The sequence below is a fragment of the Kaistella solincola genome (assembly GCF_000812875.1).
In the GTDB taxonomy this organism is placed as follows: Bacteria; Bacteroidota; Bacteroidia; order Flavobacteriales; family Weeksellaceae; genus Kaistella; species Kaistella solincola.
In genome coordinates, this window is sequence record NZ_JSYK01000002.1 from 122,630 (window position 1) to 147,552 (window position 24,923).

General features: G+C 40.4%; 24 protein-coding genes. 18 read left to right on the forward strand and 6 right to left on the reverse strand.

Going from position 1 to position 24,923, the window contains the following annotated elements; genetic code table 11:
• Positions 1-39 precede the first annotated feature (39 nt).
• Entirely contained in the window at positions 40-1,026 is a 987-nt protein-coding gene (locus tag OA84_RS01470) for a D-alanine--D-alanine ligase (RefSeq protein WP_039341332.1), read from the reverse strand.
• 158 nt (positions 1,027-1,184) lie between these two features.
• Between OA84_RS01470 and lpxK the strand changes: the two genes are divergently transcribed.
• Positions 1,185-2,210: a tetraacyldisaccharide 4'-kinase gene (gene lpxK / locus OA84_RS01475; protein WP_039341335.1), complete on the forward strand. Its 1,026-nt coding sequence runs from the start codon at positions 1,185-1,187 to the stop codon at positions 2,208-2,210.
• Entirely contained in the window at positions 2,194-3,012 is an 819-nt protein-coding gene (locus OA84_RS01480) for a purine-nucleoside phosphorylase (RefSeq protein WP_039341338.1), read from the forward strand. Before lpxK ends, OA84_RS01480 begins: the two co-directional genes overlap by 17 nt.
• A gap of 69 nt (positions 3,013-3,081) precedes the next feature.
• Here OA84_RS01480 and OA84_RS01485 read toward each other — a convergent pair whose 3' ends face one another.
• Positions 3,082-3,837, reverse strand: a complete 756-nt coding sequence (locus OA84_RS01485) for an NYN domain-containing protein (protein ID WP_039341341.1) — start codon at positions 3,835-3,837, stop codon at positions 3,082-3,084.
• A 138-nt stretch (positions 3,838-3,975) separates the two neighbouring features.
• Between OA84_RS01485 and dinB the strand changes: the two genes are divergently transcribed.
• The 3 genes from dinB to OA84_RS01500 all read left to right on the forward strand — a co-directional run bounded on the left by dinB (position 3,976) and on the right by OA84_RS01500 (position 7,760).
• Positions 3,976-5,025: a DNA polymerase IV gene (gene dinB / locus OA84_RS01490; protein WP_052252099.1), complete on the forward strand. Its 1,050-nt coding sequence runs from the start codon at positions 3,976-3,978 to the stop codon at positions 5,023-5,025.
• Between the two features lie 108 nt (positions 5,026-5,133).
• Positions 5,134-6,609: an alpha-amylase gene (locus tag OA84_RS01495; RefSeq protein WP_233701809.1), complete on the forward strand. Its 1,476-nt coding sequence runs from the start codon at positions 5,134-5,136 to the stop codon at positions 6,607-6,609.
• A gap of 92 nt (positions 6,610-6,701) precedes the next feature.
• A complete protein-coding gene (locus OA84_RS01500) occupies positions 6,702-7,760 on the forward strand; it encodes an NAD(P)-dependent alcohol dehydrogenase (RefSeq protein WP_039341345.1) in 1,059 nt (352 codons plus the stop codon).
• A 51-nt stretch (positions 7,761-7,811) separates the two neighbouring features.
• Here OA84_RS01500 and OA84_RS01505 read toward each other — a convergent pair whose 3' ends face one another.
• The 4 genes from OA84_RS01505 to ruvB all read right to left on the reverse strand — a co-directional run bounded on the left by OA84_RS01505 (position 7,812) and on the right by ruvB (position 11,804).
• On the reverse strand, positions 7,812-9,080 hold the full coding sequence (locus tag OA84_RS01505) for an alkaline phosphatase family protein (RefSeq protein ID WP_039341347.1): 1,269 nt from the start codon (positions 9,078-9,080) through the stop codon (positions 7,812-7,814).
• Positions 9,081-9,182: 102 nt separating this feature from the next.
• Complete coding sequence (coaE, locus tag OA84_RS01510) at positions 9,183-9,812, reverse strand: dephospho-CoA kinase (protein ID WP_052252062.1); 630 nt, start codon at positions 9,810-9,812, stop codon at positions 9,183-9,185.
• Between the two features lie 24 nt (positions 9,813-9,836).
• Positions 9,837-10,703, reverse strand: a complete 867-nt coding sequence (locus tag OA84_RS01515; protein WP_039341350.1) for an MBL fold metallo-hydrolase — start codon at positions 10,701-10,703, stop codon at positions 9,837-9,839.
• A 78-nt stretch (positions 10,704-10,781) separates the two neighbouring features.
• Entirely contained in the window at positions 10,782-11,804 is a 1,023-nt protein-coding gene (gene ruvB, locus OA84_RS01520; RefSeq protein WP_039341353.1) for a Holliday junction branch migration DNA helicase RuvB, read from the reverse strand.
• 159 nt (positions 11,805-11,963) lie between these two features.
• On the opposite strand from ruvB, the gene OA84_RS01525 reads away from it, so the two are divergent.
• The 13 genes from OA84_RS01525 (at position 11,964) to OA84_RS01590 (ending at position 24,923) form a co-directional block, all read left to right on the forward strand.
• A complete protein-coding gene (locus OA84_RS01525; RefSeq protein ID WP_039341356.1) occupies positions 11,964-13,109 on the forward strand; it encodes an MFS transporter in 1,146 nt (381 codons plus the stop codon).
• Positions 13,110-13,173: 64 nt separating this feature from the next.
• On the forward strand, positions 13,174-14,397 hold the full coding sequence (gene hutI / locus OA84_RS01530) for an imidazolonepropionase (RefSeq protein ID WP_039341360.1): 1,224 nt from the start codon (positions 13,174-13,176) through the stop codon (positions 14,395-14,397).
• A gap of 37 nt (positions 14,398-14,434) precedes the next feature.
• Positions 14,435-14,716, forward strand: a complete 282-nt coding sequence (gene paaB, locus OA84_RS01535) for a 1,2-phenylacetyl-CoA epoxidase subunit PaaB (protein ID WP_039341363.1) — start codon at positions 14,435-14,437, stop codon at positions 14,714-14,716.
• Positions 14,717-14,787: 71 nt separating this feature from the next.
• The gene (gene paaC / locus OA84_RS01540) at positions 14,788-15,537 is read left to right on the forward strand and encodes a 1,2-phenylacetyl-CoA epoxidase subunit PaaC (RefSeq protein WP_039341366.1); all 750 of its coding nucleotides are present in this window, start codon (positions 14,788-14,790) and stop codon (positions 15,535-15,537) included.
• Between the two features lie 123 nt (positions 15,538-15,660).
• Positions 15,661-16,125, forward strand: a complete 465-nt coding sequence (gene paaD, locus OA84_RS01545; protein ID WP_039341370.1) for a 1,2-phenylacetyl-CoA epoxidase subunit PaaD — start codon at positions 15,661-15,663, stop codon at positions 16,123-16,125.
• A 147-nt stretch (positions 16,126-16,272) separates the two neighbouring features.
• The gene (locus OA84_RS01550; RefSeq protein ID WP_039341372.1) at positions 16,273-17,070 is read left to right on the forward strand and encodes an enoyl-CoA hydratase-related protein; all 798 of its coding nucleotides are present in this window, start codon (positions 16,273-16,275) and stop codon (positions 17,068-17,070) included.
• 7 nt (positions 17,071-17,077) lie between these two features.
• Positions 17,078-18,322, forward strand: coding sequence for a 3-hydroxyacyl-CoA dehydrogenase NAD-binding domain-containing protein (locus OA84_RS01555; protein WP_084060819.1), 1,245 nt, complete (start codon positions 17,078-17,080; stop codon positions 18,320-18,322).
• Positions 18,323-18,663: 341 nt separating this feature from the next.
• Positions 18,664-19,077 (forward strand): PaaI family thioesterase, encoded by a 414-nt coding sequence (locus tag OA84_RS01565; protein ID WP_039341380.1) that lies wholly within the window; start codon positions 18,664-18,666, stop codon positions 19,075-19,077.
• Between the two features lie 202 nt (positions 19,078-19,279).
• Positions 19,280-19,792, forward strand: coding sequence for an RNA polymerase sigma factor (locus tag OA84_RS01570; protein ID WP_039341383.1), 513 nt, complete (start codon positions 19,280-19,282; stop codon positions 19,790-19,792).
• Between the two features lie 11 nt (positions 19,793-19,803).
• Positions 19,804-20,475, forward strand: a complete 672-nt coding sequence (locus OA84_RS01575) for a hypothetical protein (protein ID WP_039341386.1) — start codon at positions 19,804-19,806, stop codon at positions 20,473-20,475.
• A 67-nt stretch (positions 20,476-20,542) separates the two neighbouring features.
• Positions 20,543-21,805, forward strand: coding sequence for a DUF4252 domain-containing protein (locus OA84_RS11440; protein ID WP_052252063.1), 1,263 nt, complete (start codon positions 20,543-20,545; stop codon positions 21,803-21,805).
• A gap of 5 nt (positions 21,806-21,810) precedes the next feature.
• Positions 21,811-22,335: a DUF4252 domain-containing protein gene (locus OA84_RS01585; RefSeq protein ID WP_039341389.1), complete on the forward strand. Its 525-nt coding sequence runs from the start codon at positions 21,811-21,813 to the stop codon at positions 22,333-22,335.
• 44 nt (positions 22,336-22,379) lie between these two features.
• The gene (locus OA84_RS01590) at positions 22,380-24,923 is read left to right on the forward strand and encodes a T9SS C-terminal target domain-containing protein (protein WP_039341392.1); all 2,544 of its coding nucleotides are present in this window, start codon (positions 22,380-22,382) and stop codon (positions 24,921-24,923) included.

Consider the following 24,923-nt stretch of genomic DNA (forward strand, 5'->3'; position numbering starts at 1 on the left):
AATTACAATTTCAATTCGGCTTTTATGAATCTGAAATTTTTATTTTTTAGCTAAAGCTTTTTCTACCTCATTTCCGCACAAATCTTTGATGGAAATTCCGTAAAAAGCAGCTTGTTGTGGTAAAATTGAGGCGGGCGAAAACCCTGGATTGGTATTCATTTCCAACATATAGGGAATTCCATCCATAATAATGAATTCGCTGCGCGAAAAGCCACTCATTCCCAATGCATTATATGCTTTAATGGTGATTTCTTCCACACGTTTTCGCGTTTCATCATCAATTCTGGCTGGTGTAATTTCTTCGGATGCGCCTTCGTATTTGGCTTCATAATCGAAAAATTCTTTGTCCGGCACGATTTCCGTAATACCGAGCACGATGGTTTCACCATTGAAATCGACCGCGCCCACGGAAACTTCCATTCCGTCCAGAAAGCTTTCGATTAATATTTCCTCATCTTCCGCGAAAGCGAAATCTAAAGCTTTTTGAAATTCAGACTGCGCTTTTACTTTAGAAATGCCAAGCGAGGAACCGGATTGGTTTGGTTTCACGAAAAGCGGCAAACCGAGTTCCTTAATAATTTGGTCTTCCTCAATATTTTCACCGTGGCGCAAATAAATACTTTTCGCGGACGGAATTCCGTATTTTGACAAAACCGCCAAAGTATCTTTTTTATTAAAGGTGAGCGCGCTCTGGTAAAAATCGCAGCCGGTATATTTTTGCCCGATGGTGTTCCAATACGCTTGAAGTTCACCATTTTCACCTGGTTTCCCGTGGATAATATTAAAGCAGACATCAAATTTCACTTCAAAACCACTGCTTAATTCTACCGTAAAATCTGCTTTATTAATAGGTGCTTTTACACCGCGGTCGTCGACGAAATACCATTCATCTTTTAAAATGACGACTTTATAAACGTTATATTTTTCACGGTCCAGGGAATCAAAAATCAGTTGGCCGCTTTTTAGAGAAACTTTATATTCCTCGGAATAGCCGCCCATTACAACGGCAATGTTTTTTTTGTTCATCAGATTTTACAATAAAAGCAAAATTAAACAAATTGTTTAATAGCCACCGACTAATATGAGATTTTCTAAAAAAACTGGCTTTTAGCGGCTAATTTTTTCTTTAAAAATGTAAAGAATCACCTTTTTAGAAGTCTTAAAAAATTGTAATTTCGCCCTCTATGAAAAGATGGTATCTCTACCCTTTTTCCTTAGGTTATCATGTGGCTACGGCAGCGCGTAACACCATGTATAATTGGGGAATTTCTAAATCGACCGCCTTTAAAACGCCGATTATCAACGTCGGAAATCTTTCCGTTGGCGGCAGCGGAAAATCGCCGATGGTGATGTATCTCGCAGATCTGGTTTCCAAACATTACAAAACTGGTGTGCTTTCGCGTGGTTATGGCCGTGCGACCAAAGGTTACGGCATCACAAACTACGACAGCAATTATAAAACGGTTGGCGATGAAGCCATGCAGCTGTTTGAAAGGTTTAAAAACCGTTTCGTCATCGCAGTTTCCGAGGAAAGAGTTCCTGGCGCCAAAAAAGTCATTAAAGATATGGATCTGGAAGTTTTGATATTGGACGACGCTTATCAGCACCGCGCAATAAAACCGGGTTTTAATATTTTGATGACCGATTACGAAGATCCGTATTTCAAAGATTTTCTTTTACCTGCCGGAAATTTACGTGAAAGCCGAAGTGGCGCGCGGCGCGCTCAAATCATCATGGTTTCGAAATCTCCGGAAAACTTGACTGAGGAAAAAAAGCAATATTTCATCTCGAGAATAAATCCGCGTCACGGCCAAAAAGTATTTTTTTCGAGTATTGGTTACGATGAAAATGTATATTCGAAAACTCAGATATTGCCAGATAATAACCTTTCGTATTACGATATCTTGCTGATTACCGGAATTGCAAATCCGAAACCGCTCGTCAAACATTTAGCTAAATTTTCGGACCGCGTGAAACATCTTAAGTTTCGCGACCATCATAATTTTACCGATCATGACATTAAAAATATTTTGGCAGAATTTAAAAAACTCGGCGAGTATAAGCTCATTCTGACCACCGAAAAAGACTACGTTCGCCTGAAAACTTTTGATTATCTTCGGGACCTTGTTTTCTACTGGCCCATCAATATTACCATCGACCGGAAGGAAGAATTTAACCAAACCATCCTCAACTATGTTGGAAAAAATTAAAGAAACCGCAGCGTTCATTAAAAATATCATTCAGGAAACGCCGGAATTTGCCATCGTTTTAGGTTCTGGTTTAGGCAAACTTAAAGATGAAGTGGAACCGATTCACGTTTTGGATTATTCTGAAATCCCGAATTTCCCTCAAACTACGGTTGTTGGTCATGGAGGAAAATTAATTTTTGGCGTTTTAGAGGGCAAAAAAGTTTTGATGATGAGCGGGCGATTTCATTATTATGAAGGTCACGATATTCAAACAGTGGTTTTCCCTTTTCGCGTTTTTCATCTTTTGGGCATTAAAAATTTAATCTTGTCTAATGCTTCCGGCGGTGTGAATCCAGCTTTTAAAGTGGCTGATGTGATGATTATTAATGACCACATCAACATGATGCCGGAACATCCTCTGCGCGGAAAAAATCTGGAAGAATTTGGGCCACGCTTCGTGGATATGAGCGAACCGTACAATCGGCAAATGATAAAAATTGCCCGAAATACCGCCGAAAATCTCGGAATCACCGCGCACGAAGGCTGCTATGTCGCGCTGCAGGGACCAACTTTTGAAACGCCGGCGGAATACGGAATGATTCGCGCCATCGGCGGCGATGCTGTCGGGATGAGCACTGTGCCCGAAGTAATTGTCGCAAAACATCAGGGAATGGAGTGTTTCGGGATTTCCATCATCACCGATGTGGGTGGCCCGGACATCGCCTTCACCGTTTCCCACGAAGAAGTCTTGGCAGCTGCAGATAAAGCAATGCCGAATGTCATTAAAATTGTAAAAGGTGTGGTGAAAAATTATAACTCCTAAATTACATTTCCGCAAAAAATAAAAAAAATGCCCTTTTAGCGGCATTTTTTTTCGTTTTGGATCGTGCTGTTATTTCACACGCACATAAATATGCCTGATGTTTTTTACGCCGGTTTCTCTTTCGTCGATTTCAATTTTACCGATGCTTTTAATTAAAGGTAATAGCTTTGGAAAACCGAAATTTCGCGGATCGAAATCCGGTTTCTTTTTAATGATGAAACTTCCGAGGTTTCCAAGAAAAGTCCAGCCATCTTCATCGCCCAAATCATTGATGCTTTCCGTAATGAGCTTGATATTCCGCGAATCTACTTTGCTTAAAGGTTCTTTTTTGCGCTTGGTTTTCTCGGGCTTAATTGTGGCAATATTTTCAGATTCCTTTTCAGAATCTTCGGTATCATTTAAAATTTCAAGGTAAATAAATTTATCACAGGCAGAAATAAACGGCTTCGGCGTCTTTTTTTCACCAAATCCCATGACCATCATTCCGGCTTCACGAAGTCGTGTGGCAAGACGTGTAAAATCGCTGTCGCTGGAAACAATGCAGAAACCGGTAACTTTTTCAGAATATAAAATATCCATCGCATCGATTATTAATGCGCTGTCGCTTGAATTTTTTCCCGTCGTGTAGCTGTATTGCTGTATCGGCGTAATAGCGTTTTCAAGCAGCACATTTTTCCAGCCGGAAACCGTGGGTTTGGTCCAGTCGGCATAAATTCTTTTGATGGTGGGCGTGCCACTGCGCGAAATTTCTTCCAGCATTTCCTTCACATTTTTGTACGGAACATTATCTGCATCGATGAGCACTGCTAATTTATCGTCGTTCATATTTTTTTTTGAATTAAATTTTTGTCACTTTCTTCAAATTTACGGCATTTATCCGAAGGTTTGCGAAATGGTGAAAATCTAAAGTGCATTTCCTAATTTTGCTGCGTGCAAACCGACCGAAAAATTATTCATGTCGATATGGACGCGTTTTATGCGTCTGTAGAGCAACATGATTTCCCCGAACTGAAAGGAAAACCACTCGTGGTCGGTGGCGGCATGTACGGCGTAGTGGCAGCGGCGAGTTATGAAGCACGGAAATATGGAATCCGTTCTGCGATGCCGGGAAAAATTGCTTTGGAAAAATGCCCGCATTTGATTGTGGTGAAACCGCGTTTCGCGCGGTACAAAGAAATTTCGCAGCAAATTCGGGCAATTTTTTATGAATTTACCGATTTGGTGGAACCGCTTTCCTTGGATGAAGCTTATCTGGACGTGACCGAAAACAAAAAAAACGTCGATTCTGCTCAGGAAATTGCCAGAGAAATCCGGAAAAGAATTTTCGAAGAAACGGGATTGACTGCTTCTGCCGGAATTTCGGTGAATAAATTTTTAGCAAAAGTCGCCTCAGATTACCGAAAACCGAACGGCCAGAAAACCATTCATCCGAGCCAAATTCTTCAGTTTATGGAAGAATTGCCGATTGAAAAATTCTACGGAATCGGAAAAGTTACCGCCAATAAAATGCATGAACTGCACATTTTCAAAGGTTTACATCTGAAAGAAAAATCTTTGGAAGAGCTTGTGCGGCTTTTCGGAAAATCCGGCGCTTATTATTATAATGTGGTGCGCGGAATTCATCACAGCGAAGTGAAAGCGCACCGCATCCAGAAAAGTGTGGGCGTGGAAGAAACTTTTTGGGAAAATCTGCTCGATGAGGAGGAAGTTTTCAAGCAGCTGGAAATCATCAGCGAAGATCTGAACAAGCGGCTTCTGACGAAAGAAATTAAAGGAAAATCTTTGACCTTAAAAATTAAATACAAAGATTTCACCGTGTACACACGTAGTAAGACGCAGGAAGAATATTTCGGAAACGAAAAAAACCTCTTCGAAACGGCGAAAAAATTGTGGGAACTTCGTCCGTTCGATAAACCGGTGCGTTTGCTCGGCCTGTCACTTTCCAACCTCAACACACAGGCAAAAAAGCAGGTTTCGGTACAGCTGAAAATTCCGTTTGAGGAATTTGAATAATTTAAACCTAATTATTTTCCGGCTTTAAAATTCGCGAAGCGAGCTAAAACGGAAAAATTTGCCGAAATTAGAGGAAATTTTCTTTTTCACATTATTAAACTTTAATTCATGATGAATCCTACGATGATTCAGTTTTTCCATTGGTATTCCGATGGCAACGCTCAGCTTTTTGACCAGATCAAAGATTGCACTGCTTATTTAAAAGAACTGGGAATCAGCGCCGTGTGGTTTCCACCGGCATACAAAGCTGCGGGCGGCGGATATTCGGTAGGTTACGATCCGTACGATCTTTTTGATCTCGGCGAATTTGATCAAAAAGGCACCATTCCGACAAAATATGGCACCAAAGAAGAATATTTAAATGCCTGTAAAACGCTGGAGTCAAATGAGATTTCGGTGTATGTGGATATTGTTTTGAATCATAAAGCCGGCGGTGATGAAATGGAAAAATTTCATGTCATTAAAGTAAATCCGGAAAACCGGCTGGAAGATATTTCGGAACCTTTTGAAATTGAATCGTATACCAAATTTACTTTTCCGGGCAGAGGCAATACATATTCTGATTTTGAGTGGAATTTTCAATGTTTTTCCGGAGTTGATTATGCTGAAGGTCAGGAAGACGGCATTTTCCGCATTATCAGCGAGTACTGCGACGGTTGGGAAGAAATGATTTCCGACGAAAAAGGAAACTACGATTATTTGATGTACAATGACATCGAACACCGAAATCCCTTCGTACGCGAAGAGCTGAATAACTGGGCGAAATGGTATCATGATCAAGTTCAGTTTGATGGGGTGCGCCTGGATGCGGTGAAACACCAGTCGCCGGAATTTTATCAGGAATGGCTTTATAATTTACGCGCAAATACCGGCAAAAATATTTTTGCCGTGGGCGAATATTGGGCGCCCGGAGAATTATCGCTTCTGGAAAAGTATATTGAAGCAACGGCCGGTTCCATGAGCCTTTTCGATTCGTCGTTACAGCAAAATTTTCACATCGCATCGCTTTCCGGGTCGGAGTATGATTTACGTACTATTTTCGACGAAACACTAACTTCTGCAAATCCACTTTTGTCGGTAACTTTGGTGGATAATCACGATACGCAACCGCTTCAGGAACTGGAAGCGCCGGTGGAAAAATGGTTTAAACCGCTCGCCTACGCTTTAATTTTACTTCGGCAGGATGGTTATCCGTGCATTTTTTATCCTGATTTATTTGGTGCACATTACATTGACAAAGATAAAGAAGGCAACGACCAGGAAATTTTCCTGGATAAGGTGGAGAAAATTGAGGAATTGCTGAAAGCCCGACAATTGTTCGCTTATGGAATTCAGCGCGATTATTTTGAAGATGCCAACTGTCTCGGCTGGATTCGCGAAGGTGATGAAGAGCACGCCGGCTGCGCCGTGGTTTTGAGCAATAAAGATGCCTACGAAAAACCGATGGAAATGGGAATTCAATATGCAGGGCAAAATTTCTACGATTATTTGGGCTGGTTTGAGGAAAAAATTACCATTGATGAAAAAGGCTGGGGAAATTTCCCGGTTCCCGCCGGAAATGTTTCGGTTTGGGTTCCTGAATAAAATGGTCTAATAGCAGGTAAAAAATTTTAATACTTCATTAACACACATTCTTTTTCTTAGCCAGTATATTTGCGTAAACGAAAAAATAAAATATGGGCGATACCAATATAAAAGCTTTTGGAACGGCATCGAAGGATGAGGATTTAAAAGAAATGCACATCGAGCGGCGGGAAGTTTTACCTACCGACATCGAAATTGAAATTATGTACTGCGGCGTGTGCCACAGCGATTTGCACACTGCCAGAAACGATTGGGGCGGCACGAAATATCCCGCAGTTCCGGGACATGAAATAATCGGAAAAATTACAAAGATCGGTGCCGAAGTCACCAAATTTCAAGTCGGTGATTTAGCCGGCGTTGGCTGTCTGGTAGATTCCTGCCGCGAATGTGAAAGCTGCAAACAGGATTTGGAACAATATTGCCTGAACGGTTCCACCGGAACTTATAACGGTCACGACAAACATTTAAACCAACAAACTTTCGGTGGTTATTCCGAAAAAGTGGTGGTTGATGAAGCTTTTGTTTTGAAAATTCCGCAAAATTTAGATTTAAAAGCCGTTGCACCACTTTTGTGCGCGGGAATTACAACCTGGTCGCCACTTAAGCACTGGAACGTAAAAGAAGGTAGCAAAGTTGCAGTCGTAGGTTTAGGCGGTTTGGGGCACATGGCGATAAAACTTGCCAAAGGTTTAGGTGCTGAAGTGACTTTAATTTCCCGCAGTCCGGATAAAATTCAGGACGGATTGGATTTAGGCGCTGATGCCGTGGTGATTTCCACCTACGAAAATGAAATGAAGGCCGCCCAGGGAAAATTCGATTTGATTATTGATACTGTGCCTTACGATCATGATATCAACCCATATATTTCTACTTTAAATATTAGCGGAACTTTAGTTTTGGTCGGTTATATCGGGAAAATGGAAGAAGCACTGTTTACTCCACCCGTGGTTTTAGGCAGAAGATCGGTCGCCGGCTCACTGATTGGCGGCATTAAAGAAACCCAGGAAATGCTGGATTTCTGCGGTGAACACAACATTCTACCGGAAATTGAAATGATTAAAATGCAGGACATTAACGAAGCGTACGAACGCATGCTGAAAAGCGATGTTCACTACCGATTTGTCATTGATATGGCGTCCCTGAAAAATTAACAGCTTTTGGGAAAACGAAAAAATCCGGTCATTTGAGGCCGGATTTTTTATTTATTTTACGAGAACTTTTCTCGCTGTTGTTTGAGTACCGTCTATTGGTTCTGTGATTTTTAGCTTTAAAATATCGGCTACAATCGGGTACACATTTACATTTTTAAATTCACCAATTTTTTTATCGGTTTTAAAAGCCGGACCGTCCGCAATAAAAACGGCTTTCATTTCCGGCACTTTATACGGATTGTAACCGTGCTTTCCGGTGGAAGTTGTTTTGCCTTCTTCCAGAAATATTTTCGGAGCATTTGGCATCAAAACTAGATCACCAATCCGGCCGTAGCGGTCTTCTTTGGTTGAAAAGTTTAGCTTGCGCGGAATTCTTTTAGTTAAATAAACCTCGTAATCCGGTGTTTTATTTTTGTTTAATTCACGGTAAACCGAGTTTATTTCGCTTTTATTTTTAACTACAATTCGAAGCAAAGTTTGTGCATTGTAAAAATCAAACCGGTTTTTGTCTAATAAAATTTCCGGTATTTTCAGTGGATTTTCACGATCTACTGAAATCATTCCGTGATCAGAAACAAAAATAAAGTTCACATTTTTTAGGCCTAAATCGTCCACTTTCTTCACCAAACTTCCCACCGCATCGTCCACGAGTTTTACCGCCTGTGCTGTTTCTGCACTTTCCGGCCCGAAATGATGGCCTTTCGAATCCACTTCCGGGAAATATAAGCTGATGAAATGCGGTCTTTTATCCATCGGGAGTTTCAACCAGTTCACTACTTTTTCCACTTTTTCTTCGGGTGAAAATTTTTCGTGGTAATGGTAATAATAAGTTGGTCTCGCTCCGCCGGCATCACTTGCTGCACCCACCCACATCATGGAAGCTGAAACTACATCTTGCTTTTCGGCCAAACTCCAAAGCGGTGTTCCGCCGTACCAGGAACCGCTTTCAGCATCTTCTTGTTTGCTCATGGCGTACGATTTCTGCCGCTTATAATCGTAAAAATAATTGTCGATCAAACCGTGGTGCGAGGGATACAAACCGGTGATTAAGCTCCAGTGGTTCGGGAAAGTTATGGTTGGAAAACTCGGAATCATCGCAGTTGCGGAAACGCCATTTTCAGCCATTTTCTGAAGGTTTTTTGCCTGAAATTTCTCTACATAATCCGCACGGAAACCATCGGTTGAAATCAAAATAACATATGGTTTTTGCTGCGCTTCGGGAGAATTGAAACGGTTGGCGACAACCACCTGTGCGGTATCAGCCTGGGAATAGGCAAAACCGAAAAAAAGGGCAAAACAGAGCCGAAAAAATTTATTCATAATGAATTTAAAAAAATATAAAAAGTTTAATTGAAAAATTTAAAATGGAAATTTTGGTCATTAAAAAGCCAAATTTTTAGAAAAAATCTGGCTAGTTATCGTCTATAAAATTGCTTGAAGTTCAGTAAGCACTTTTTCAGTTTCGCGCTGAAGTTCCTCAAAACCGTCATTATTAAAAATAACAAAATCTGCCATTTTCACCTTATCTTTTTCGGGCATCTGGCGCAGCATGATGGATTCTACTTCGCGGTACGTTTTGTCGTCGCGGTCCATCACTCTTTTCAATCTGCAGTTGTCGTCCGCCGTTATCAAAATGGATTTGAAGCAGTCTTCATTTAATTTCAGTTCAAATAAAAGCGCAGTTTCCTTAAACACCAGATTTTTTGACTGCTGTTTTACCCAATTTTCGAAATTTAACTTTACGGCCGGATGAATGAGGGAGTTCAATTTTAAAAGCAAATCAGGATCATTAAAAACGAGATTTGCAACAAATTTCCGGTCGTATAAACCCTCCTGATTATAGGCTTTTTCACCTAAAAGCTCAGTGATTTTTCCGCGCAATTGCGCATCTTCATTGACAATTGTTTTAGCGCGCACATCCGAATAATAGACAGGAAATCCCGCTTCTTCGATAAATTTGGACACAGTAGATTTCCCGGAACCGATTCCGCCGGTTACGCCGATAATTTTCGTCTTTTCCCCGGGCTCAGGTTCAGCTTCTTCTTCTATCATAATTTTTTTTAAATTTTTAATGTTTTAATAGCCAAAAACTTCGTTCATAGAGAAGGTTTCGTCTAAACGGATGCCTTTTTCAGTCATTTTAAGGCTGGCGAGTTCGTTGTGAGCGTCGTGCTCGAAAAATAAAAGGTATTCGTTATCCACGCATTGCTTCAAAAACTTTGCCTTTTCTTCCATGGTCAAAAGCGGCCGCGTGTCATATCCCATCACATAAACCTGCGGAATATGTCCCACGGTCGGAATTAAATCTGCCGCGAAAACCACCGTTTTTTCTTGATATTGAATGACCGGCAGCATTTGTTTTTCGGTATGACCGTCGACGAAAATCACATTCATTTTTAAATCCGGTGCAAAACCGTAATTTCCGGTTTGTGGTGTCGGTAAAAACTGAAGCTGACCGCTTTCCTGCATCGGTAAAATATTTTCTTTAAGGAAACTTGCCTTTTCACGCGGATTCGGTTCTGTTGCCCATTTCCAGTGTTCTTCGTTCGTCCAGAAATTGGCATTTTTAAAAGCCGGACGATAGCCAGTTTTCTCATCATTCCACTCTATCGCGCCGCCGCAATGGTCGAAATGTAGGTGCGTAAGGAAAACATCGGTAATATCTTCTCTTACAAAACCATATTTCTTCAGGTTTTTATCCAAATTATCATCGCCCCAAAGCGAGTAATGACCAAAGAATTTTTCGTCCTGTTTATTACCCAAGCCACAATCGATGAGGATGAGTTTTTTACCGTCTTCCACCAAAAGTGAGCGGGTACCGAGCTCAATTAAATTATTTTCGTCCGCCGGATTTGTACGCTGCCAAAGGCTTTTCGGAACCACGCCAAACATAGCTCCTCCGTCTAATTTAAATTTTCCGCACTGGATTGGATAGAGTTTCATAAAACAATAGGTTTATTTTTATCTGTTTTTGAGACAAATTTCAATTCATACAAAATAACAATTTTATCTTTGAATGGGCTAAAACAGTTCATCCGGCCTACGCGGTACAGCAATCTGCAGATGTTTATAAGCTTTTTCAGTGACTTCGCGGCCGCGGGGCGTTCTGATGATGAATCCTTCCTGAATTAAAAATGGTTCATAAACCTCTTCCAATGTTTCCGGATTTTCCCCAATGGAAGTTGCTAAAGCAGAAATTCCTACCGGTTTGCCACGGAAATTTTCAATCATCACGCGCATAATCCGGTTGTCCATATCATCAAGACCGAATTCATCAACATTTAAGGAGTTTAAAGCAAATTTTGTAATCTCAATGTCAATTTCTCCGTTACCTTTTATTTCAGCAAAATCACGCACGCGTCGCAAAAGTGCATTTGCAATTCTCGGTGTTCCGCGACTTCTGCGCGCAATTTCCAACGCGGCGTCTTCGTAAATTTTTACATCTAAAACCCGCGCGCTGCGCTGGATAATCATCGACAAAAGTTCGATGGTATAATATTCTAGGCGCGACTGGATTCCAAATCTGGCGAGCATGGGTTTTGTCAGCATTCCGCTTCTCGTTGTGGCTCCCACCAATGTAAACGGATTTAAACCGATCTGCACACTGCGCGCGTTTGGGCCGCTTTCCAACATAATATCGATTTTGTAATCTTCCATTGCGGAATACAGATATTCTTCTACAATAGGAGAAAGCCGATGAATTTCATCAATAAAAAGCACATCATTTTCCTCCAGATTCGTTAGCAAACCTGCCAAACTTCCGGGCTTGTCCAAAACCGGCCCCGAAGTTATTTTGCAACCAACGCCCAATTCATTCGCAATAATATGTGCTAAAGTGGTTTTTCCCAAACCCGGCGGACCGTGCAACAGTACGTGATCCAGGGCGCCGCCACGGTTTTTTGCCGCAGCAACAAATACTTCCAAATTATCCAAAGTTTTGCGCTGACCCGCAAAATCCTGAAAGCTCTGCGGGCGGATTTTTTCCTCTAACATCAACTCATCCGCGGAGAAATTCTCCTGATCCGGATGCAAAAAATCGGGCATTTTTATAAAATTTATCCAAAGATATAAAATTTTAAAAGGGAATTTTTTCCATCTTTTTTAAATTCAAAGATTTCCTGAGATATTTTTTCGGCCTTAAAACGGCATTTTTTTCAAAAAAATCAAAAAAGTTTCGCTTTCTAAATTCGTAATTTTGCGCCAATGATTTCAACACCACAAAAGCAAAGAGTTGCTTTATCAGCTTATTTCCTGTTATCGGGAATGTGTTTTTCGACCTGGGCGTCGCGAATTCCCACCATCAAAGATCAATTTAACCTCAGCGAAAGCGATTTGGGAAACCTGCTGATGATCATGCCAGCAAGCGCAATTATCGGCATTCCACTTTCGGGTTGGCTTGTCGCAAAATATGACAGCCAAATTCCATTACAGTTCGCGAGCATACTTTTTCTGCTTTCTCTATTTTCAATCGGTTGGGGAATTTCGCTGTTTGCGCTGGTCGTTTCTTTGGTTTTATTTTCAATAGCTCTGCGCGTTATCAATGTGGCGATAAACACGCAGTCGCTTTCAATTCAGGAAAAATTTGAAAAAAAAATCATGGGGAAATTCCACGGCGTCTGGAGTATCGGCGGAATTTTAGGTGTGCTATTTTCCACGCTGATGATCAAATTTGAAGTTTCCATTTTTTGGCACTTTTTAGCGGTAATTTCTCTCGGATTGCTTATTGTCATTAGCATGTATCCTTTTCTGATTAAAAATGACAAAGCAAAAACCAGCAATCCGTTCCGGTTCCAGAAACCCAGCAAATATATTTCACTATTAGGATTCATGGTTTTTTTCGCGGCGATCTGCGAAGGCGGAATGTACGACTGGAACGGCGTTTACCTGCAGGAAATCGTCCATCAGGAAGTTTTCACCTATGGCTATTTGCTTTTCATGGTTTGTATGACGATTTCGCGGCTCACCATCGATAATCTGATGGGAAGATTTGGTATGCAAAAACTCTACATCACCAGCTCGGTTTTAATTACAGGCGGCGTACTTCTCGCCACCATTTTTCCTTATTTGTTGCCCGTTTTAATTGGGTTTTGCATGGTAGGTTTTGGCGTTTCGGGGCTTTATCCGATGACTTTTATTTTGGCCGGAAAAGCAAAAAAATATTCGGTGCCAATTGTAATTTCAATTATCAGCACCTATTCTACCGTCGGGATGTTTTTGGGACCGCCGATTATTGGTTATCTTGCAAGTGCTTTCGGACTTCAAAGAGCCTTTATCGCCTTTATTGTCGCCGGCGTAATGTTTATTCCGCTTTCGAAAATGGTCTTTCACCATTTAAAAAAGACAGCATAAATATTTAGAATTAAATTTTTTCCGCTCTAAAACGCCTTTTTTTTTGAAATTTTAAACTGCATTTATGAAATTGATCGGTCCTTTTAAACAAATTGTAACGCTTGCAAACCTGCCGCTTCGCGGAAAACTTTCTGATGAGCAGCTGGAAATTATTCCTGATGGCGGAATTTTGGTTAAAGACGGAACGATTTTAAAAACCGGAAATTTCTCCGCTTTAAAGGCCGAATTTTCTGAAATTGAAATTGAGGAAATTAAAGGCGAACAGGTCTGTTTGCCAGCGTTTACAGATTCTCACACGCATATTTGCTTCGGTGGAAACCGTGCGAACGATTTTGCTTTGCGAAATGCCGGAAAAACTTATCTCGAAATTGCGGAAAGCGGCGGCGGAATCTGGAGTTCGGTTTTACATACCAGAAAAGCGACCGAAGACGAGCTTTTGCAAACAGTTTTAGAAAGAATAAATTTTTTAATCGCGCTCGGAATTACAACAATTGAAATAAAATCCGGTTATGGTTTGGATGTTGAAAATGAGCTGAAAATGCTGCGCGTCATCAAAAAAGCGCAGAGTTTTACGAAAGCGACTTTAGTTCCGACCTGTCTTTCCGCACATTTAAAACCAAAAGATTTTACCGGAAGTTCTGAAGAATATTTAGAATATATTATTGATGAAATTTTGCCCAAGATAAAAGCAGAAAATCTTGCCAAAAGAGTCGATATTTTTATAGAAAAATCAGCTTTTTTACCCGAAGAAAGCCGGAATTTTTTGCTAAAAGCTAAAGAAATTGGTTTCGAAATAACGGTTCACGCGGATCAATTCACTTCCGGAAGTTCGCGAATCGCGGTGGAAGTCGGCGCGAAATCTGCCGACCATTTGGAAGCTACGATTGATGAAGATATTGAGTTTTTAGCAAAATCAAACACTGTAGCCACCGCGCTGCCAGGTGCAAGTTTGGGTTTAGGCGAGAAATTTACGCCCGCCCGGAAAATTCTGGATGCCGGTGGAATTCTTGCCATCGCTTCCGACTGGAATCCGGGTTCTGCGCCAATGGGAAATCTGATTACACAAGCATCGATTTTAGCGACTTTCGAAAAATTATCGACGGCAGAAGTTTTAGCCGGAATAACTTTTCGCTCAGCTTTTGCTTTAAATCTCGAAGACCGCGGAATTTTGGAAAACGGAAAAAAAGCCGATTTTATCACCTTTAAAACAGATAATTTTCAGAATATCCTTTACCATCAGGGAAGTTTGAAAGCCGAACATATTTTCATAGACGGAGAAAAAGTTTAAAAAAATCTTTATCTTTAAAACCATAAATTTTTGATTAATGAGCAACTTAGATATGTGGGAAGTTTTCATCCAGACAAAACCCGGACTTTCCCATAAACACGCAGGAATCGTGCAGGCAGCAACAGCAGAAATGGCGCTGCAAGCCGCACGCGACGTGTACACCCGCAGAATGGAAGGAACTTCAATTTGGGTGGTTCCGAGCAAATATTTGGTGACTTCGGAAGGTGTGGATAAAGAAGCGTTTTTCGATCCGGCAGACGATAAACTCTATCGCCACCCAACTTTCTACGAAATCCCGAATGATGTGAAAAACATGTAAAACCGCGATATGCAATAGGCAATAAGCACTACGCTTATAGCTTAAAGCTTATAGCCTAAAGCTTCAAATAAATGAATCCACTTTTTAATTATACTTTAAAATTAGCTGATGATACTTTGATTTTTGGTCAAAGGCTGGGCGAACTTTGTGGTCAGGGACCGTATCTGGAAGAAGATATTGCGCTGACGAACATCGCGCTGGACTATCTGGGCCAAAGCAATAATTTCTATAAATACGCGGCGCAAATTCAGGGTGAAGGAAAATCGGAAGATGATCTGGCTTTTCTTCGTTTGGAAAAAGAATATCTGAACTGCCAGCTTTCGGAACTTCCGAACGGCGATTACGCAAATACGCTGCTAAAAGTGTATTTTTTTGCGGTTTACCAAAAAATTCTTTACACAGAATTAATGAAAAGCAGCGATGAACAACTCGCCGCAATCGCTGAAAAATCGCTGAAAGAAGTAAAATATCACTATACGCACACTTCAACATGGATAAAAATGTTCGCGGGCGGAACGGAGGAAAGTAAAACCCGACTGCGAAATGCGGTTGAAAATTTATGGGAATACACCGGCGGAATGTTCGCGGAAACGCCGGGTGAAGAAGATTTAGCAAAATTGGACATCGTGCCGAATTCAAAAAATCTGCTCGAAAAGTGGTCAAAAAATATTTCTGAAGATTTCCAGACTTTTGGTTTACAAATTCCGGAAAGTGATTTTATGCAAAAAGGTTCCAGAACCGGTTATCACACGGAATATTTCGGATTTATTTTGTGCGAACTGCAGTATATGCAAAGAACGTATCCGAACTGCGCGTGGTAAATCCAATTTGAAAATTTGGTAATGTGCTGATTTCAGAATTAAAAAATTTCTCCATCATCAAATTACCAAATCGACACATTTTCAAATTACCAAATTGACACATTCTCAAATTCATAGTTTATTTTGAACCGACTTTTTGAACTTCTTTCCCAAATTCCTGATCCCGAAATTCCCGTCATCAATATTGTTGAATTAGGAATTGTGCGGGAAGCTGAAATGATTTCTGAAAACGAAGCCGAAATTATAATTACACCGACTTATTCGGCGTGTCCGGCGATGTTTAATATCGAAGAGGACATCATTAAACTTTTTAAAGAAAGCGGAATTTTAGCCAAAATAACTACCAAAATTTCTCCGGTCTGGACGACAGACTGGATTACCGATGAAGCACGCGAAAAACTCCGCGCGTACGGAATTACACCACCGGAAAAAGGAAATCACGAAGATCATCTGAACATTCCGAAAAAATGTCCGCGCTGCGGTTCGGAAAATACGAAGCAAATCAGCCGCTTCGGTTCTACACTTTGCAAAGCCAGCTATCAGTGCAACGATTGCCTGGAACCTTTCGATTATTTTAAATGTCACTGACGATGTGGTGATGTGCTAAATTGATGTTTAAAAAGACAGTATTCAAAGCATTATTTTAAATGTAATTAAACCATTATCTTTGTTAAAATCCGATTAATATTGGAAAAATAAACACATTACCACATTAGCAAATCAACACCTCAAAATATGTACAACCAACTCGAAATAGAATCTCACCTCGACGGGAAACTGCAGATCGCGTATCTGAATGACGAAAAAACTTATAACAGTTTAAATAAAACTTTGCTCGCAGAGCTCCGAAAATTTGTTCACGACGGCAGCCGCGATGAAAATGTGCGCTGTCTGGCGATTTCTGGACGTGGAAAAGCCTTCTGTTCCGGTCAGAATTTAAAAGACGCCATGTCATTAGGCGATGCTGACGAAGAAAGAGTCATTCAGCGCATGGTTATTGATTTTTATAATCCGTTGGTTAAAGAAATTGCAAACGCCAGAAAACCTGTAATTTCTTTGGTAAATGGTCCCGCAGTGGGAGCCGGGGCAATGTTGGCTTTGATTTGTGATTTCACTTTAGCCACAGTATCGTCGTATTTTTCTCAGGCTTTTGTAAACATCGGATTAATTCCGGACACCGGTGGAACGTATTGGCTGCCGAAACTTTTGGGAAGACAGCAGGCCAATTATCTGGCTTTTACGGGCAAAAAATTATCGGCTAAAGAGGCAAAAAATCTCGGTTTAATCGCCGATGTTTTTGAAGATGAAAACTTCCTTGAAAATTCAATGGCAATTCTGGAACAAATTTCAAATTCACCAACAAAAGCCATTTCATTAACAAAAAAAGCCTTTAACGAATCTTACGACAACACGCTGACTCAGCAACTTGACATTGAAGGAATTTTGCAGCAGGAAGCCGCAGAATCCGCAGATTTTATGGAAGGCGTGAGCGCATTTTTAGAAAAAAGAAAACCGGAATATAAGGGAAAATAGACAAAAGATGCAAGAACCAAGAACCAAGAAGCGCGAGAAATCTCAAATCTCAAATCTCGAATCTCAAATCTCCAAAGTAGGAATCATCGGTTCGGGGACCATGGGAATTGGCATTGCGCAGGTTGCGGCGACTTCCGGATGCCAAGTTTTTTTGTATGACGCCAACATTGCCCAAACCGAAAAATCTTTAGAAAACTTGCAAAAAGTTTTAGCCAGATTAGTTGAGAAACAAAAAATTACGCCAGAAAGCAGCGAAAATATTTTCAGGAAAATAAAACCTTGCACGGAACTTTCGGATTTTAAAAATTGCGATTTGGTCATTGAAGCGATTATTGAAAATAAAGAAATCAAGACCAAAGTTTTCCAGCAACTGGAAGAAATTGTGTCTGAAAAATGTATTATTTCGAGCAATACGTCATCAATTTCAATTACATCACTTTCTTCAGAATTAAAAAATCCGGCCCGTTTTATCGGAATTCATTTTTTTAATCCAGCGCCGCTGATGCCTTTGGTAGAAGTTATTCCCGGACTTTTAACCGAAGAAAATTTGGCGCAGGAAATTTATGTTTTGATGGAAAGTTGGGGTAAAATTCTTGTCATTGCGAAAGATGTTCCGGGTTTTATTGTCAACCGCATTGCGCGTCCGTTTTACGGCGAAGCTTTACGGATTGTTGAAGAAAATATCGCCACCGTGGAGCAGGTTGATGAAGCCATGCGAAGTTTGGGAAATTTCAAAATGGGACCTTTTGAACTCATGGATTTAATCGGAATTGACATCAATTTTTCAGTTACCAAAACAGTTTATGCCGATTATTTCTTCGATCCGAAATATAAACCGAGTTTGCTTCAACAAAGAATGGCAGAAGCGAAATTGCTGGGTAGAAAAACCGGAAAAGGATTTTATGATTATTCGGAAAAGACGCACGATGCAAGGACCAAGAGCCAAGAAATAAAAGATGTTGAGCAAAATTCAGAAAAAACTGTCGAATTGCACCGAAAAATTTTCATGCGAATTATTTCCATGCTGGTGAATGAAGCGGTGGAAGCCAAAAGACTCGGCATTGCAAATGATGAAGATCTTGAACTCGCCATGCAAAAAGGCGTAAATTACCCGAAAGGGTTGCTCGCGTGGGGAAAAGAAATTGGTTACCAGAAAATCTCGGAAACCTTGCAAAATCTTTACAGCGAATATCAGGAAGAAAGGTACAGACAAAGTCCGCTTCTTAAAAAGATGTCATTAAAATTCTACTAAAAGCTTAAAAATATGACTAAAAGAAAAATAGCTGGAGCATTCTGTGGCTCGATCGTATTCTCAGCTCTTTTAATTTTATTGAATTGGCAGATTGATCCCGAAAAATTCGAAATCGGCAACTACTGGTTTAAACCCATTTCACAAGGAATCATTATGTTTTTTGTTTTATTGTTACCTACGGCTATCCAGAATATAACCTGGAAAGAATTTTACCAAAATTTCTCAAAGTTCATTAAAAGTAGTCCGAGTAAAAACGTATAAAAAATATGCTGCTTTAAGCCCATTTTTTTCAAAGATTCAAATTAGCAGATTTTCACATTCCCAAATTATCAAAATACCCAATGACGCCACACGAACTCGCGCAATATATGCTGAACCAGGATGAATTCTCAAAATGGATGGGAATAAAACTTATCGAAATCCGCGAAAAATATTGCAAAATAGAAATGCCGGTGAAAAAAGAAATGATTAACGGCTTAAAAACCGTTCATGGCGGCGTAACTTTTTCGCTTGCGGATTCCGCGCTTGCTTTTTCCAGCAACAATACCAATGACGCGTCGGTTGCATTGCATTGCGCGATGAATTTTACCAAAGCTGCGAAACTCGGTGATATTTTAACGGCTGAAAGCACCTTAATTTCCGAAACACGAAAAACCGGAATTTATGACATTTCGATAAAAAACCAGGACGAAATTCTGGTCGCGAGTTTCCGCGGGACGGTTTATAAAATTAATAAAAAAGTCACCGATTTATAGCGCACACCGCAACCCGACTTGAGCGGAGCTCTTTTTGCGGAGCGGAGCAAAAAAGCGGGAGCGGAAGGCGGAAAAGTTGCCCAAAAAAAATTTGCCGCTAAAACACCCAATTTTTCTAAACTTCAAAAACTATTTTGAAGTTTTTTTTATTTCCATGTAACAAATTTGCGATCTTCGTTGTCTTACCTATAGAAACTAAACTATGACTCACACGATTTTTAAAGAAACGGTTTTCTGTCTCAAAGATGAGATGTACCGTTTTGCGAAAAGATTTGTGGTCAGCAGTGACGAGGCCGAGGATGTTGTGCAGGATCTGATGCTGAAATTCTGGCAGAAAAAAGAAGAACTCGGCAGTTTTGGAAATCTGAAATCCTATGTAATGAAGTCGGTAAAAAATGAATGCCTGAACCGACTGAAACATGAAGATGTGAAACTGGGTTTCGCGGGTTTTCAGCAGCACCGAAGCGAGATTTACCACGTGGAAGCGAATAATTTGAAAGACCAGATCATCGGTTTCATTAACCAATTACCGGAAAAGCAAAAAGCCGTGATTCACCTGAAAGATGTAGAAGATTTTGATGTGGCGGAAATTGCAGAAATCCTGGAAATGGAAGCCAATGCAGTTCGTGTAAATCTGATGCGCGCACGGCAGAAAGTGAAGGAGCAGATTGAAAAACTGATGGCTTTCGAAAACAGAATGATCGAAAATTTATAAAACTTTTTAAGATGGAAAAGAGCAAATCTCAAGATAAATATACCGAAATAACCAAAGAAATCCGGGAAGAGAAAATGAACTGGAGCTTCGAAGAATTTTTGGGAAAAGCCAATGAAGAGGAAAAAGTAATTCCGCGAAAAAAGGTCCAAAAAGGCGGTTATTTTCCTAAAAATTTCTGGATGGCGGCGAGCGTAATTTTTCTGCTCTCAATCGGCATTTTTTTCAAATTTGGCAATAACAATTCCGTGAAAGACCAGGATATTTTGGTGAAAAATGAGATTTTAAAGAATAAAGACAACTTTCAGCAGGAATCTAATTTCGCGGTGAATGCGGTAAATGACAGCGTGGAAGTTAGAAAAGACAGCATTATTTCCGATTCCAGCAGAACGGTAGAACAGTCGCCGGATGTAGATATTATGGAAAAAATATTACCGCGCCGCGGCAGAATCAGAAAAGACTTGAAACCGCGCTTCGCCGCAATTTCATCGGAAATTTCCGATCATAAAAAAAACACAGAAAAGCCTGAATACGAATCGAATTACGTAATTATTAACGGCCAGAAAATAGAAAATGAACAGGAAGCGATTGACTTGACGAAGTATTCCTTCCGGATTTTGTCTGAAAATGTTTCGAAAACCGTGGCGCAAACCGACGTCATCACCACAATTAGCGACGATTACTAAAATTTGAAATAACCTTTAAAAATCTTAGGTGATTCTGTGAAATCTTAACAACAAAAAAATTGTACCCATGAAAAAACTTCTGTTAATATTCGCCCTTACTTTTTCGTATTTTTTCCAAATCAATGCGCAAAAAGATAAACTGGATCAGCTTTTTGAAAAATACCAGGAAGCCGACGGCGTAACATCAATAAAAATCGCCAAACCGATGTTCAACATGCTGAACAAGCTGAATATCGCGGATGATGAATTATCGCAGATCAAACCTTTGCTAAGCAAAATCAACAGTTTGAAAATTTTAATTCTGGAAAAACCTGAGCTTTCCACCAATTTGGCAAACCAAAACCAAATGGCTTTATTTCAAAAACTACAGACTGAAATAGGAACTTCATTGAAAAACATGAAATATGAGGAACTGATTACCGTAAACAGCAAAGACAACAAAATTAAATTTCTTTCCACCGATGCGGCGAACGGAGTTTTAGATGATCTTTTGCTCAGCATCAATTCCGACGGAAATACGGTTTTGATGATGCTGGATGGCAGAATTTCGATGGATGATGTGAATAAATTGGTAAATGAAGCGCAGAATTCAGTTCCAAAAAGTTCGGTAACCACGGAAAACATTAATTCAAACGGTGTAACGCAAGTGCGAAATGTGGAAAAATTTACAGGAATTTCGGTTTCCAGTGGAATAAAAGTAAATTTCACACAGGGAAATAATCAAACCGTGGTCGTAGAAACCAATCCGAACCTTCAGGAATATGTTTCTACGGAAGTTGTAAACGGAATTTTGGTGATTTCATTAAAGAATAAAGAAAACAAGAATCTGAACTTCAAAAAGCTGTTGGTTACAATAGAAGGGCCGCGTTTGTCTTCGGTAAAAGTAAATTCCGGTGCTTTTTTTACCACCGTAAATACAGTAAATGAAAATGATTTTAATGCTGAAGTCACGTCAGGCGCTAATCTTACCGCGAATTTAAATGTAAAAAATCATACCAAAGTTGACATCAATTCCGGCTCTTCGATGAGAATGGATTTGAAAACAAAATCTCTGGAATTTGAAGGAAGCAGCGGCTCGATGGCGACTATTGCGGGAACTGCGGAAACCACAGTTGTAAACCTTTCCAGCGCCGCCTCTTACAATGGCCAGAATTTAACTTCTAAAAACAGCGCAGCGCGCGCGTCATCCGGCGCAAGTCTTAAAATCAATGCTACAGAAAGCTTGAATGCGGCGGCAACTTCGGGCGCCTCCATTCGTTACGTCGGAAATCCTAAAATGACTGGCGGTGAGAAATCTTCAAGCGGCGGCAGTGTAAAATCTATAAACTAAAAACCATGAAAAAACTCTATTTTGTCCCCGTATTTTTTGTGATGCTGTTCGCGCTGCAGTCGTGTATGGTATCCTCCAGCCCGAACATGGCGTTTTTCGACAATCCTTATTACGATTACAAAGACGCGCGGTTTACAAGCGTGAATGTCCCGATGTTTCTGGCAAAACCAATGGTGAAAAAAGCTTTGCGCGAAGACGGTGAAAGTGAGGAACTCATTAGGCTCATCAAAAAAATTTCCGATATTAAAGTGATGACCATTGAAAACGGAAATCAGGAAATGGTGGCAGATTTTGCTAATTATCTGACGAAAAACAATTTCGAAGAATGGGTAACCGTGAAAAAAGACAACGAAACCATTAATTTTCAGGCGAAACAAAAAGGTGAGTCCATCCGCAAGCTTTTAATTACCGTTGCTTCTGGCAAAGAGCTGGTTTATGTAGACATTTCAGGAAAGTTCACTGCGGATGATATTTCCAAAATGATCAACTATTCGGAGAAAAATGAAATCCGAAACAAAATGGCAGATTAAATATTATTGTAGCAAGAGTGCTTTATTTTATTTAAATTTAGCGCATGAAATTCAGTAAAATCTTAATAAGCCTTTTTCTGTGCTTAGGTATTTTTTCAAAGGCGCAATTAGATTTAGAGCACTGGTTTCCGCCTGTTTACCAAAGTGGCAGCCTCTATAAACTTTCAGAATTTGCCATTTATCTTTCTACGGAAAAAGAAGAACCTTTTAAGGTAAACGTGTACAGCAATAATATCCTGCTGAAAACGGTGGAAATCAGCAAATCAAAGCCGTTCAGCTTCCAGATTGAGGATACAAGTATAATACTGGTTTCAACCGACCGGCGCGTAATGAAAGTTCTACAGGCCGGTATTCACCTGGCGGGTGAAAAGAGTTTTTACGCCAGTTTAAGGCTTGCAACGGGAAGAACCGTAACTTCCGCACCTATCGCTGATGTTTTATCTTCAAAAGGAAAATCCGGTTTGGGTAAAGACTTTTTCACCGTTATGGACCAGATTATCCTGTACGGCAACAACCCGAGTGGCATGAATTATTTTGCCTCGGTAATTGCCACTAAAGATAATACGCACGTAAAAGTTTCCGATTACGATAAAACCATTATATTTTCTGACGACCAAAAGCACGAAAATTTAGAATTTACCTTGCAGAAAGGTGAATCTTATATTATCGCAATGGATAAAAGTAAAAATAATCCGAGCGGTATTTTAGATGATAATGACCCGAATTTAATTGGCATGCGAATTACCACCGACCAGCCGGTGATTGTTTCCAATGGAAATTTCGCAAGTCAGAATATTGGTGCGGAAGGCCCGGGAAACATGAATCTTGATCAGGCGATGCCCATTACGAAAATCGGCAAAGAATATTTTATCGCTAATGGAATGACCAAAACCGAAGCCGGAATGGAAAAAGTGATCGTCTTCGCTACTAAGGATGGAACCAAAGTTTATTTTAATAACGAAACCGTACCCTACAAAACGCTCAATAAAGGGGAACATTTTATAAGTCCGACCCCAAACCGAATAAATACCTGGGTAGACGGCGGGCAGGAAGGTTTTCGAAACGATGAGCCACTAGATATTGCAACACGCGGCATGTTCATTCGTACATCGCAACCCGCTTACTTGTACCAATTGATTGGCGGCTATAATTTTATGGTGCGCGGTCCCGTTCCCGACAGAACAGACTTTACCAGCGGAATGCTTTTTTCTTACCCTCTCGATAAAGATTATTTGCCAGACCCGCGGCAAAATTTATCCAATACCATTCAGATTCCCAAGATTAATGAGCTGGGTGCAGTTTCCGTCGTTAACAACAAAGTAATCGTAAAAACGCCCAGCAATGCCTCGGTTATTTTTAATGGCGTTCCGGTTACTGATTTCTCGGATATTCTCGGAAAAGCGGGTTGGTCCTATTTTACCAGAATAAATTTAGGCGGTGATATCAGCGTAAATTCCAATAAAAGTTTGATGGTAGATACCGTTGGCGGTTATCGATATGCCGGCTATGGCGCAGGATATACTGGCTTTTCCAATGATCCTTTCATCATAAAAAACGGAAATTGCATTGAAGAAGGCGTTTTTTTATACCTCAATAATAATGATTTTGACGGTTTTCAATGGAAACGTGACGGCGTAAATATCGCGGGAGAAACCAACCCAACGATTATCCCAAAACTTCCGGGAAACTACTCCTGCGTGCTTTCGTATATGGATTTTACATTCACCACTACTCCTATCCGCGTGGATGCTTGCCCTTACACGGTGATCGAAAAAGATGAGGGGTTACAGTGCCTTTCTTTTACTGCAGATGCGTCTTTTTCGCCTCCGCGACCGAGAGACGTTGTGGTTTCCACGAAAATTCTAACTGAACCCTTACGCGGAAAAGCGCGAATCGTTGATGAAGTTTTATTCGTGGAAATTGACAAAGACTTTTCTGGTGAAAACAGGTTAGTTTATGAAATAAGAGGTGAAAGCGGCTTTTCGCAGACAGTAAAATTAAATTTTTCAATTTATCCACCGCCAAATGTTCAGCTTCAGGAATCCATTTTTCCGAAAGGTTTCCGCGGCAGCAGTTATGTTTATAACCTTGCGGAAGCAGTTATTTCAAATCCGGGAAATAACCGAATCCGCTATTTCCAAACGGAAGATGCAAATTCTTCAAGTGAAATAACCGGTTCTGTCATTAATAATTTCGCTACCACAAAAACTGAAGTTTTCGCCCAAATTATTTATGGAAGCGGCTGCACTATTTTAATGCCCATCAGCCTTACTCAAACTAAAATCCCGGATCAGCCCGGCGACCCGAATGCGCTTTTAAATAATTTTTTCTCACCAAACGATGATGGTATTAATGACTTCTGGTGTTATGAAAATCTCGGAAATTTATCAACCTTAAGGCTCGCAATCTACGACCGGTACGGCACGAAAGTTTATGAACACACCAACAACGAAAGCTGCTGGAACGGCAAAAACACAAATGGCATCAGTTATCCCGTCGGAACGTATTGGGTGTATTACATCGTCACTGATTCCGAAGGAAATAAAATCCAGAAATCGCAATGGGTCGTGCTGAAAAACTCAAATTAA